Raw genomic sequence first — 12,687 nt, forward strand, 5'->3', positions numbered from 1 at the left:
GCAGCTAATCATAAAGGTATAAATCATCCAATAGCAGGTAAGGCAGATATATTATTGGCTCCAGATATTGAAGCTGGTAATATTCTATATAAATCTTTAGTGTTTTTCTCACAATCAAAAAACGCAGGAGTTATAGTTGGGGCTAAAGCTCCAATAATACTAACATCTAGAGCAGATAATGAAGAAACAAAGTTAAATTCTATAGCTCTAGGAGTATTGATGGCAGATAAGGCTTAATTAAGGGGGTACTTAAGTGGAACAAGTGTTAAAAATATTAGCAATAAATCCAGGCTCAACATCAACTAAAATAGCAGTATTTAGCAACGAAGAATTAATATTTGAAAAAACTCTAAGGCATTCTTCGCAAGAGGTTGGTAAGTATGAGAAAATCTCTGATCAGTTTGAATTTCGTAAGAAAGTTATAGAAGAAGCCTTAGATGAAGGGGAAATAAAGTTATCAGATTTATCTGCAATTGTAGGAAGAGGTGGTCTGCTTAGACCCATAGAAGGTGGTACATATATAGTAAACGAATCTATGTTAGAAGATTTAAGAGTAGGCGTATTAGGTGAACATGCATCGAATTTAGGTGGAATTATAGCAAAAGAGATGGGGGATGGAGTAAATATACCCTCATATATTGTAGATCCTGTGGTAGTAGATGAATTAATTGATGTAGCTAGAATTTCAGGTATACCTGAATTAGATAGAAAAAGTATATTCCATGCACTCAACCAAAAAGCTACAGCAAGAAGAGCAGCAAAAGAGCTTAATAAAGAGTATGATGAGTGTAACTTTATAGTAGCTCATATGGGTGGAGGTATATCAGTAGGAGCTCACGAAAAAGGAAAAGTAATAGATGTTGCAAATGCACTTGATGGGGAAGGTCCACTCTCTCCAGAAAGAAGCGGTGGATTACCAGTAGGTGACTTGGTAAAAATGTGTTTTAGCGATAAATATACTCAAGAAGATATTAAGAAAAGAATTAAGGGTAATGGTGGATTAGTAGCATATTTAAATACTAATGATGTTAGAGAAGTAGAAGCTAGAATATCTAATGGAGATGAAAATGCGAAATTAATACATGAAGCAATGGTTTATCAAGTATGTAAAGAAATAGGATCATGTGCAGCGGTCCTAAAGGGAAGAGTAGATGCAGTACTATTAACAGGGGGCATAGCGTACTCAAAGTTAATTACTGATATGATATCAGAAAGAATTGGATTTGTTGCAGATGTAAAAGTTTATCCAGGAGAAGATGAAATGATAGCATTAGTTCAAGGAGGACTTAGAGTATTAAGAGAGCAAGAAGAAGCTAAGGTTTATTTAGGGGAAGTAGAATATATCTAAAATATTATTTATATAATAGATTGAATAGCTTTTATGATAAATAATATAAGGGATTAAGTGTAGGTGATTTTTATGATAACTAACGACAAGAGAATAAGAATTATAACAGGACATTATGGTAGTGGGAAAAGTGAATTTTCAATGAATTATGTAACTAAATTAAGAAGCTTAGTTAGCAATAAAGTCGCTTTATCAGATTTAGATGTAGTTAATGTATACTTTAGAACAAGAGAGAAGAAGGACTTATTAAGGTCTCTAGATATATTACCAATAGATAGTTCTATAAATGCACCAACATTGGATTTACCAGCAGTATCAGCTGAGGTAATGACACCGATGAATGATAAGTCATATGAATATGTTGTTGATGTAGGAGGAGACAATGTAGGTGCTAGGGTAATAGGACGATTTAGTGAGCTTATTGAAGATACAGATTATGATATGTTCTGTATAGTAAATGCAAATAGGGAACAAACTCAGACTCCAGAAGGTGTTATTGAACATATAAAAACAATAGAGAAGGCATCTAGATTAAAGGTAACAGGTCTAGTAAATAATACTCATCTTATTAGATCAACTACAGTTGAGGATATTCTAAAGGGACAAGAAATTGTGAGAGAAGTTTCAAGAACTTGCGATATACCAATAAGATATGTTGCTTGTTTAGAAACTTTAGTAGATCAATTACCTGAGGATTTAGAAGGAGAAATAATGCCAATTAAACTTTATATGCGAGAAGACTGGATGTAGTTTGTGATTAATATATAGAAATTTAAAGGGGGCTTATAAAAAATGGCTAAAGGAAAAGTATATTTTAACCAAGAACGCTGTAAAGGATGTGGGCTATGTATACCAGTATGTCCTGTAAACATTGTAGGAATAGACAAAGTCTTAATAAATAAAAAAGGATATAATCCAGCAACTGTTGTTGAAGTAGAAAAATGCCTAGGTTGTACAAATTGTGCAACTATGTGCCCAGATCAAGTAATAACAGTAGAGAGAGACTAATTAAAAATAATAAGGGGGAATTTTTATGGCTAAGATACTTATGAAGGGAAACGAGGCATTTGGAAAGGCAGCTATAGAAGCTGGGTGTAGATATTTCTTTGGATATCCTATAACTCCGCAAAATGAGGTACCAGAATATATGTCTAAAGAACTACCTAAAGTTGAAGGAGTGTTTGTACAAGCAGAGTCAGAGGTTGCTGCAATTAATATGGTTTATGGAGCAGCAGGTGCAGGAGCAAGAGTAATGACTTCCTCATCTTCACCAGGAATCGCATTAAAGCAAGAAGGTATAACTTATGCAGCAGGTGCAGAGTTACCTTGTGTTGTACTTAATGTAATGAGAGGTGGGCCAGGACTTGGTAGTATACAACCGTCTCAAGCTGATTATTTTATGTCTACAAGAGGTGGAGGAAATGGAGATTATAGAACTCCAGTATTTGCTCCAGCTACAGTTCAAGAAGCTGTTGATATGATTATGGAGGCATTTGAAGTTGCTGATTTTTATAGAACACCTACAATGGTAGTTGCAGATGGAATGATAGGTCAAATGATGGAACCAGTAGAGTTTAATGAACCTAAAAAGAGAGATCTACAGCCAAAAGATTGGGCAACTATTGGAACAAAAGGTGAAAGAAAACCTAATATTGTAAATTCATTATATCTAGAACCTGAAATATTAGAGCAACATTGTCTAAAGCTAGAAAAAAAATATAAAGAGATAGAAAAAAATGAAGTTCAGTACGAAATGTACAAAACTGACGATGCGGAAATCGTACTTGTAGCTTATGGAACTACTTCTAGAATAGTTAAAAGTGCAATTGAAATATTAAGGGAAGAAGGAATAAAAGCAGGGCTTATAAGACCTAAGACATTATGGCCATTCCCATTTGAAGCATTTGATAATATACCAAATGCTAAAAGTTTATTAACGGTAGAAATGAGTACAGGTCAAATGATAGAAGATGTCCAATTAGCTATACAAGGTAAATTACCAGTTCATTTCCATGGAAGACCAGGGGGGATGGCTCCATCACCAACAGAAATTGCTGATAAAGCAAAAACAATAGTAGAGGAACAATTAGCTATAGGGGGTGCTAGATAATGTCTATCGTATTTAAAGAAACTAATGGATTAACTGATGTAAATACTCACTACTGTCCAGGATGTACTCATGGTATAATTCATAGACTAGTAGGTGAAGTAATAGAAGAACTTGGAGTAATAGGCGATACTATAGGGGTTGCTCCAGTTGGATGTTCAGTTTTAGCATATAAATACTTTAATTGTGATATGCAAGAAGCATCTCATGGTAGAGCACCAGCTTGTGCTACCGGAATAAAAAGAGTTCACCCTGATAAGACAGTGTTTACATATCAAGGAGATGGAGATTTAGCATCTATAGGTACAGCTGAAATAGTTCATGCAGCTGCTAGAGGTGAAAAATTTACTACAGTGTTCGTAAATAATGCTATATATGGAATGACAGGTGGTCAAATGGCACCAACTACTTTGGTTGGGCAAAAAGCTACAACAGCTCAAGATGGTAGAGACATAGATAAGCAAGGTTTTCCTATAAGAATAAGTGAAATGCTAGCTACATTAACAGGGGCAGTATTCGTAGAGAGAGTATCTGTAGACACACCAGCAAATGTAAGAAAAGCTAAGAAAGCAATAAAAAAAGCATTCCAAGTTCAACATGCGGGATTAGGATTTGGTATAGTAGAGGTTTTATCTACTTGTCCAACTAACTGGGGATTAGCTCCAAATGAATCTTTGCAATGGTTAAGAGATAATATGATTCCATATTACCCATTAGGGAATATAAAAGATATTGATCTTAATAAGGAGGTGAAGTAATATGTCTACAGCTAGAGTAATATGTGCAGGCTTCGGGGGCCAAGGTGTTATGTCTATGGGACAATTACTTACTTATGCAGGAATGTTAGAAGGTAAAGAAGTTTCTTGGTTACCATCATATGGTCCAGAAATGCGTGGAGGAACTGCTAACTGTGCAGTAACAGTATCAGATAAACCAGTTGGATCTCCGCTTATAACGGATGACGCAACATGTGCTATAATAATGAACTTACCATCTCTTGAAAAATTTGAAAAAGATGTAGTACCAGGTGGAAAAATATTAATAAATAGTTCATTAATAGATAGAAAAATTGAGAGAACGGATGTAGACGTATATTATATACCAGCAAATGAAATCGCAGCAGAACTTGGAAACCCTAAAGTTGCAAATATGATAATGCTTGGTTCTTATCTAGAAGTAAGTGAAACAGTAGAAGTTGATTCTGTTTTAGAAGCATTTAAGAAAGTGTTTGGACCTAGTAAAGAAAAGTTTGTTCCATTAAATAAAGCAGCTTTAGAAAAGGGTGGATTAGCAGTAAAAGAAACTGCAATGTAGTCTAAAGAGTATCAAAAAAAGACAATAGAAACATTTCTATTGTCTTTTTTTTATTTAAGTATTAAAATAAGTCTATGACTTATAATAGAAAATAAAACACTTTTATATAGAAGATATAATATATTATAATTTTAGAAGCTTTTCATAATGAAAGGAGATTTTTTCATGAGAAAATATTTTGGTACGGACGGAGTAAGAGGAATAGCAAATACAGAATTAACTTGTGACTTAGCTTATAAGCTAGGAAGAGCTGGTGGATATGTATTAGCTCAGGGAGACCACAGAGTTAAGGTTGTAGTTGGAAAAGACACTAGAATATCAGGAGATATGCTAGAGGCTTCTTTGATAGCTGGATTAATGTCTGTTGGTTGTGACGTAATAACGGTAGGTGTAGTACCTACGCCAGCAGTTGCTTATTTAACAAAAAAATATAATGCAGACTGTGGTGTAGTTATTTCAGCATCTCACAATCCAGTTGAATATAACGGTATAAAATTCTTTAATAAAGATGGATATAAATTAGATGACGAGGTAGAATTAAAGATAGAAGAATATATTGATTCTATAGAAAAAGTAGATTGTCATCCAGTTGGAGCTGAAGTTGGTAAAAGGCTACACAAACATGATGCACAAAGAGATTATGTTGATTATCTTAAGGCTATAATAAATGTAGATTTTAAAGGGTTAAAAGTTGTATTAGATTGTGCTAATGGTGCTGCTTACAAGGTTGCTCCAATAGTATTTGAAGAATTAGGAGCTAGTGTAGTAGCTATAAATAACAACCCAGATGGAAATAACATAAATGATAATTGTGGTTCGACTCATCCACAAAGCTTACAAGAAGCTGTATTAAAGCACAATGCTGACTTAGGTCTTGCATATGATGGAGATGCAGATAGATTAATAGCTGTAAATGAAAAGGGACAAATAGTGGATGGCGATCATATAATGATATTAAGTGCTATACACTTAAAGAGTAAGAAGCAATTAGCAGAAGACACACTAGTAGTTACAGTAATGAGTAATATAGGTCTTACTATAGCAGCTAAAGAGCATGGCATAAAGTTAGCAACTACTGCTGTAGGAGATAGATACGTGCTAGAAGAAATGAAAAAGAGTGGATATAGTCTTGGAGGAGAACAATCAGGACATATGATATTCTTAGATCATATAACTACAGGTGATGGAACTTTAAGTTCATTAGTACTTGCTAAAATAGTACTAGAAGAAGGAAAAACTTTATCAGAACTTGCATCAGTAATGACGGAGTATCCACAAGTACTAGTTAACGCAAGAATAAAGAATGAAAATAAAAATAGATATATGGAATATCCAGAGATAAGTAGTGAAATACAAAGGATAGAAACTCTATTAGATGGTAATGGAAGAGTCTTAATAAGACCATCAGGAACAGAACCGCTAGTTAGAGTAATGTTAGAGGGTAAAGAGCAAGGTCAAATAAAAGAATTGGCTACAAATTTAGCTAATCTTATACAAGAGAAACTATCGTAAATTGAAAAGTGAATACTAAGATAAATTTAGGTACATTTCCTAAAACTAAAAAATAGTAATAGGAGTGAAGTATTAAGACATAGTCTTAGTATTCACTTTCTAAGCGCCAGAACTTAGTGAATTATTTTTTTTAAGTTACACAATACTAAGTTGACGAGGTCAGAGTTAATCGAATTATCGGCGGGTGCTCTGCGGTGTGTTTACCATCGAAAAACTTCTTTAAAACATTGGAGTGATCTAGTGGACAAAGAGAAGCTTAAGTAAACGTATATGACCGAACTCTGAAAATATATACAAATAATATTTTTAGGAGGACACAAATATGTGTGGAATAGTTGGATATTTAGGAAACAGACAGGCAACAGAGGTTCTTATAGAAGGACTTTCTAAGTTAGAGTACAGAGGATATGACTCTGCAGGTGTAGCAGTTAACACTGGAAATGAATTAGAAATAAGAAAGTTTAAAGGTAGACTTGCAGTACTTGCAGAAGATTTAGAAAAGAACCCTATAGCAGGTGGATTAGGCATAGGGCATACAAGATGGGCAACTCATGGTGCTCCATCAGATGTAAACTCTCATCCTCACTTCAATATGGATAAGACAATAGCTGTTGTCCACAATGGTATAATAGAAAACTATATGGAATTAAAAGAAGAATTACAAGCAGAAGGTGTTGTGTTCTTATCTCAGACAGATACAGAAGTTGTAGCTCATTTAGTAGATAAATTCTATGAAGGAAACTTATTAGATGCTGTTTACAAGGCTACAGAAAGATTAAGAGGAGCTTATGCATTAGGTGTTGTTTGTTCAGACAATGCTAATGAATTAGTTTCTGTAAGAAAAGATAGCCCACTAGTAGTAGGTCTTGGAGATGGTGAAAACTTCATAGCTTCAGATATACCTGCGATATTAAAATATACTAGAAATGTATACTTCTTAGAAAACGGTGAGTTTGTTCACATAGTAGGAGACAAAGTTACTATCTTAAATGAAAATAGAGAAGTTGTTGAAAAAGAAGTAAACGAAATAACTTGGGATGTAGAAGCTGCTTCTAAAGGTGGATATGATCACTTTATGTTAAAAGAAATATATGAGCAGCCAAACGGAGTTAAGGAAACATTAATAAGAAGATTAAATGCTGATGGAGAAATCCAATTAGATGATATAAAAATGACTAAAGAAGATTTAGATAAAATAAATAGAGTTTATATAGTTGCTTGTGGTACAGCTTATCATGCAGGACTTGTTGGTAAATTTGCAATAGAAAAATTTGCTAAAATACCAGTAATAACTGATATAGCATCTGAATTTAGATATAGTAATCCATTTATTGATGAAAATACTTTATTAATATTAGTAAGTCAATCTGGAGAAACAGCAGATACGTTAGCGGCTTTAAGAGAAGCTAAGTCTAAGGGTGCTAGAGTATTATCAGTAACTAATGTTGTTGGTTCATCTATAGCTAGAGAATCAGACGATGTATTCTATACTTGGGCAGGTCCTGAAGTATCAGTTGCATCAACTAAGGCATATACTACTCAATTAGTATCATTCTACATGATAGCACTTGATTTTGCTATAAAGAAAGGTACAATAACAAGAGAGTACTACAATGAAATGATAGAAAAATTAAAAGAAATGCCAGAATTAGTTGAAAAAGCATTAGAACAAGAAACTTATATAAAAGATGTTGTTGCTAAAGAATTAAAGAAATCAAATAGTGCGTTCTACCTAGGTAGAGGATTAGATTATAATCTTGCTATGGAAGGTGCTTTAAAAATAAAAGAAATATCTTATATACACGCTGAAGCATTTGCAGCAGGTGAATTAAAGCATGGTACAATAGCTTTAATAGAAGAAGGTACACCAGTTGTAGCTATAGCTACTCAAGATAATTTATTTGAAAAAATGCTATCTAACATGGAAGAGGTTAGAGCAAGAGGAGCTTATGTTATAGCAGTGGCTCAAGAGCATAATAAGGAAGTTGAAAAAGCTGCAGATAAGGTAATATATATACCAAATGTAGATGATATATTATCAAGCATATTAACAGTATTACCACTTCAATTATTATCTTACTACGTTGCAATAGAAAGAGGATGCGATGTAGATAAACCAAGAAACTTAGCTAAATCAGTAACAGTTGAATAATAATTTAAAAAATTAATATAAACCAAAATAGAATCTTAATTACGATTTAAGATTCTATTTTTTTATTATAGACATTTTATTTATCTATTAATTGAAATAAATATTTCAATTATATAAATTATGTAGAATAAAGGTAATAAAGGTTGAAAAATTTAACTAATTATAAATAGTATATACTCTTTGAAATTGTCAATAATTCTAATATTAAAATTGATAATTCTAAGGGGGATCTTATATGAAAATAATAAAATGGATTACTAGTATAACACTATTAATATTAATTGGAATGATAACAGCTTATGCAGATGTAAATATATCTAAAGAAAATGAATATAATGAGCTTGTAGAAGCTTTTGAGAGCACAGATGCAAATTTTAAATTTTATAATATAAAAGCAAATTCCATTATAAATTACGATATAACGAAGGATGAATTAAGATATTTGTGCATGGAAATTATTAGTAATTTAGGTTTAGAAGAAAATGATATAAAATGGGATGAGACAGATAGCAATGGTCAAAGTCAGGTATTTGCTCAAGTTAAAGATAATGATAAGAATATTTCTATAGCTTGTACTAAGAAAAATAGTGAAGAAGCATATATTATAGTTGACATATTCGACAATAAAGTATATAAAAATATAGTGGATATTTATACAATCCTTGAAAATACAATAAATGAAAAAGCTTCTCAGCTAGACATGTATATATGTGTGGCAGGAGAATTTAATAAAAAGTTACAAATAAATAAATATGATGATATTTTTAACAATATATTATATAATATGAATGCTGAACAAATTGATAAAGTACAAGAAGAGAACTTTGTATCAGTAACCGCATATAGTAAAATATTAAGCGGAAGTTACTTAGAATATTTAGGAAATAAGATAAATTTGAATATAGGAATGAGGTATAGCGAGAACGAAGAGAAGACTCTTATATATGTAGCTACACCGATTATTAAATTAGATTATTAATTAATGAGGAGAATTAATACAATGGCAAAGATAATTGTTAGAAAGAGTGATGCACTTAAAGGTAGTGTTAAAATAGATGGAGCAAAAAATGCAGTTTTACCAATAATAGCTGCAACATTATTAGCGAAAGGAAAATCTACATTAAGAGGAGTTCCAAACTTAAGAGATGTACATGTTATATCTGATTTATTAAGACATTTAGGGGCTGAAGTAGAATATAAAGATACAGTACTAACTGTAGATGCTAGTAATATAACAACTTGTGAAGCTCCATATGAGCTTGTAAGAAAGATGAGAGCGTCATTCTTAGTTATGGGTCCGCTACTTGCGAGATTTAATCATACTAAGATATCGATGCCAGGAGGGTGTGCTATAGGAACTAGACCTATAGATTTACACTTAAAAGGATTTAAATACTTAGGGGCTAAGGTAGATATGGATCATGGATTCGTAGAAGCTACAACTAAGAAATTAACTGGTAGCAAATTATACCTAGATTTTCCATCAGTAGGAGCTACTGAAAATATAATGATGGCAGCTGCATTAGCAGAAGGTACAACTATAATAGAAAATGCGGCAGAAGAACCAGAAATAGTAGACTTAGCTAATTTCTTAAATGAAATGGGAGCTAACGTTAAAGGTGCTGGAACTAATACGATAAGAATTAAAGGTGTTAAAGAACTTATAGGTGCTGAGCATACTGTAATACCTGATAGAATAGAAGCAGCAACTTACATGGTTGCAGCAGCTATGACAAAAGGTGATATAACAATAGAAAACGTAATGTTAGAGCATCTTAAGCCAGTAGTAGCTAAATTAATAGAAGCTGGCTGTGAAATTATAGAGATGGATAATGCTGTTAGAGTAATAGGACCAGATGTATTAAAGCCTATAGATATTAAGACTTTACCTCATCCAGGATTCCCAACAGATGTTCAAGCTCAATTTATGGCGATGCTTACAATAGCTAATGGTACTGGTGTAGTTATAGAAACTGTTTTTGAAAATAGATTTATGCATGTTGCTGAATTTAATAGAATGGGAGCTAACATAAAGATAGAAGGAAGAAGCGCCGTAGTTAATGGAGTAGATCAATTACATGGAGCTAAGGTTAATGCTACAGATTTAAGAGCAGGAGCTGCACTTATACTATGTGGACTTATAGCTGAAGGTGAAACTCAAATAGGTGAAATATACCACATTCAAAGAGGATACGTTGATATAGACAAGAAAATAACTGCATTGGGCGGAAATATAAAAATAATAGAAGACTAATCTATTATATGTAATAGTAATAAAAAAACAGGGTTGTTCATATACTTTAAGGCAAGATTAATGCTAAGGAGGAAAAGTATATGAAGAACCCTATAATAGCTTTAGCTGGAGTAGTGGTATTAAGTATATCACTACCAATCTTTATTAGCGTAGTATCTTACGGTGATAAAGAAGAGGTTAAAATCGAAAAAAATATAAATGTTAGTAATGAAAGTAAGGATAAGCAGAGTAAAAAGATAGTAAGCTACGAAACAATAGACAAAAAATCACCAAATATAAAAGTATATAACCATATATTGGGAAAAACACAAGATATGGATATGGAAGAATATCTGTGTGGAGTACTGTCTGGGGAGATGTCTCCTAGTTTTGAACTAGAGGCTCTAAAAGCTCAGGCTGTAGCGGCTAGAACCTTTGTTATATATAAACAAGAGCAAGGGAATCCTTCACAACACAGTGATGCTCCAGTATGTACTAACTATGAACATTGCCAAGAGTATAAAAGTTCTGAACAATTAAAAAGAACAAATGGTGAAAAGTGGATGAAAGAATCTTACTCAAAAATTCAACAAGCTGTTAGGGAAACCAAAGGCCAAATTATTACATATGACAAAAAAGCAATACAACCCTTATATTTTTCAACATCTTCTGGCAAAACAGAAAATAGTGAGGAAGTGTTCTCTGCTAAATATCCATATCTAAAATCAGTAGAAAGTAAGTATGATACTATTTCTCCAAAATTTGAATCTGAAGTAAAGGTAAGTAGAGAAGAGTTTGCAAACTATATAAATAAAAGTTATAGTGGGGCAGGACTTACAGCTTCTAATTTAGATAATCAAGTTAAAATAATTGATAGAAGTAATGGAGGAGCAGCAAATAATATAAAAATAGGAAATAAAGAGTTAACAGGAAGAGATATAAGACGTATATTTAAATTAAATTCTGCTAACTTTGATATAAATTTTGATGATAAATATGCAACATTTAAAGTAAAAGGGTATGGGCATGGAGTCGGTATGAGCCAATGGGGAGCAGAAGGCATGGCTCAAGAAGGATATAAATACTATGACATACTATTGCATTATTATACAGGAACAGAAATAAAGGATATATATTAAAAATCATAAGTAAAATTTACAAAAATTGTATAAAGATAGAAAATGCAGGTAACACTCTAAATGTATAAATATATTTGGAGGTGCTGTATGAAGAAAAAGTTACTTGAAAAAGATGGTTTTTATTTGGCTTTATTTGCATGTATTTGTTTAGTTGCAGTAGGTGGAGTTTGGTTCACAAACAATAATGTTAATAAATTAGCTTCAAATAATGGACTAACAAATGATGAGGATGAAATACATCTAATTGATAAAAATAAAGACAAAGATAGTGTTGTTCCAGCTACAACTGACTCGGATAAAAACTTAGAAAAAGCCAAAAGTGACAGAGATAAAAAAGAAACTAACGCGCAAAATGACATAGATAATAATTCAAAACTAAGCTTTATAGGAAGTAAAGTGATAAGAGAATACTCAGAAAAAGAACCTAGTTATTCGAAAACATTGGATGTATGGGAAATACATAAAGGTATAGATGTTAGTGCTAAAAAAGGTGCTGAAGTTAAATCCATACTAAATGGGACTGTATCTGAAGTATTTGAAGATGATGAGTATGGTACATCAGTAAAAGTGATTTCTGAAGATAAAACTGTTGTAGTTTACTCTGGTTTAGATGAGAATATTAAAGTAGTTAAGAATGATAAAATTAAAGAAGGTCAATGCATAGGATTAGTAGGAAATACAACTAAGGTTGAAAGTGAAGACGGATCTCACGTTCATGTAGAAGCTTATAAAGACGAAAAATCAATAAACCCTATGGATTTATTAAAATAAAATATAACAGACTTAATTAAATGTGATTAAGTCTGTTATATTTTTTTTTGTCCTCACATATATATCATTAAGGCAAGAATGTGAGGGGGGAAAGTATTGAGATCGCATATA

General features: G+C 32.4%; 13 protein-coding genes. All 13 read left to right on the top strand.

Annotation, left to right across the window (positions count from 1 at the left end):
• Window positions 1–237, top strand: a 237-nt coding sequence (locus tag CHL78_RS17620; protein ID WP_274541866.1) for a phosphate acyltransferase, incomplete at its 5' end; no start/stop codon positions are given.
• 16 nt (window positions 238–253) lie between these two features.
• The gene (gene buk / locus CHL78_RS17625) at window positions 254–1,348 is read left to right on the top strand and encodes a butyrate kinase (RefSeq protein ID WP_094367080.1); all 1,095 of its coding nucleotides are present in this window, start codon (window positions 254–256) and stop codon (window positions 1,346–1,348) included.
• Window positions 1,349–1,420: 72 nt separating this feature from the next.
• A complete protein-coding gene (locus CHL78_RS17630; protein ID WP_094367079.1) occupies window positions 1,421–2,098 on the top strand; it encodes an ATP-binding protein in 678 nt (225 codons plus the stop codon).
• A 42-nt stretch (window positions 2,099–2,140) separates the two neighbouring features.
• Window positions 2,141–2,356, top strand: a complete 216-nt coding sequence (locus tag CHL78_RS17635; protein ID WP_094367078.1) for a 4Fe-4S dicluster domain-containing protein — start codon at window positions 2,141–2,143, stop codon at window positions 2,354–2,356.
• A 25-nt stretch (window positions 2,357–2,381) separates the two neighbouring features.
• On the top strand, window positions 2,382–3,458 hold the full coding sequence (locus tag CHL78_RS17640) for a 3-methyl-2-oxobutanoate dehydrogenase subunit VorB (protein ID WP_094367077.1): 1,077 nt from the start codon (window positions 2,382–2,384) through the stop codon (window positions 3,456–3,458).
• Complete coding sequence (locus CHL78_RS17645; RefSeq protein ID WP_094367076.1) at window positions 3,458–4,213, top strand: thiamine pyrophosphate-dependent enzyme; 756 nt, start codon at window positions 3,458–3,460, stop codon at window positions 4,211–4,213. Before CHL78_RS17640 ends, CHL78_RS17645 begins: the two co-directional genes overlap by 1 nt.
• A 1-nt stretch (window position 4,214) precedes the next feature.
• Entirely contained in the window at window positions 4,215–4,769 is a 555-nt protein-coding gene (locus CHL78_RS17650; RefSeq protein WP_094367075.1) for a 2-oxoacid:acceptor oxidoreductase family protein, read from the top strand.
• Between the two features lie 165 nt (window positions 4,770–4,934).
• Entirely contained in the window at window positions 4,935–6,281 is a 1,347-nt protein-coding gene (gene glmM, locus CHL78_RS17655) for a phosphoglucosamine mutase (RefSeq protein ID WP_116041639.1), read from the top strand.
• A 322-nt stretch (window positions 6,282–6,603) separates the two neighbouring features.
• Window positions 6,604–8,433, top strand: a complete 1,830-nt coding sequence (gene glmS, locus CHL78_RS17660) for a glutamine--fructose-6-phosphate transaminase (isomerizing) (protein ID WP_094369110.1) — start codon at window positions 6,604–6,606, stop codon at window positions 8,431–8,433.
• Between the two features lie 235 nt (window positions 8,434–8,668).
• Window positions 8,669–9,412 (top strand): YwmB family TATA-box binding protein, encoded by a 744-nt coding sequence (locus CHL78_RS17665; RefSeq protein ID WP_094369111.1) that lies wholly within the window; start codon window positions 8,669–8,671, stop codon window positions 9,410–9,412.
• 21 nt (window positions 9,413–9,433) lie between these two features.
• Complete coding sequence (gene murA / locus CHL78_RS17670; RefSeq protein WP_199534112.1) at window positions 9,434–10,687, top strand: UDP-N-acetylglucosamine 1-carboxyvinyltransferase; 1,254 nt, start codon at window positions 9,434–9,436, stop codon at window positions 10,685–10,687.
• Between the two features lie 80 nt (window positions 10,688–10,767).
• Window positions 10,768–11,805, top strand: coding sequence for a stage II sporulation protein D (gene spoIID, locus CHL78_RS17675; protein ID WP_094369113.1), 1,038 nt, complete (start codon window positions 10,768–10,770; stop codon window positions 11,803–11,805).
• An 87-nt stretch (window positions 11,806–11,892) separates the two neighbouring features.
• A complete protein-coding gene (locus tag CHL78_RS17680) occupies window positions 11,893–12,576 on the top strand; it encodes a M23 family metallopeptidase (RefSeq protein ID WP_094369114.1) in 684 nt (227 codons plus the stop codon).
• The last annotated feature ends 111 nt before the right edge of the window (window positions 12,577–12,687 follow it).

Source organism: Romboutsia weinsteinii, assembly GCF_002250835.2.
Taxonomy (GTDB): Bacteria; Bacillota; Clostridia; order Peptostreptococcales; family Peptostreptococcaceae; genus Romboutsia_A; species Romboutsia_A weinsteinii.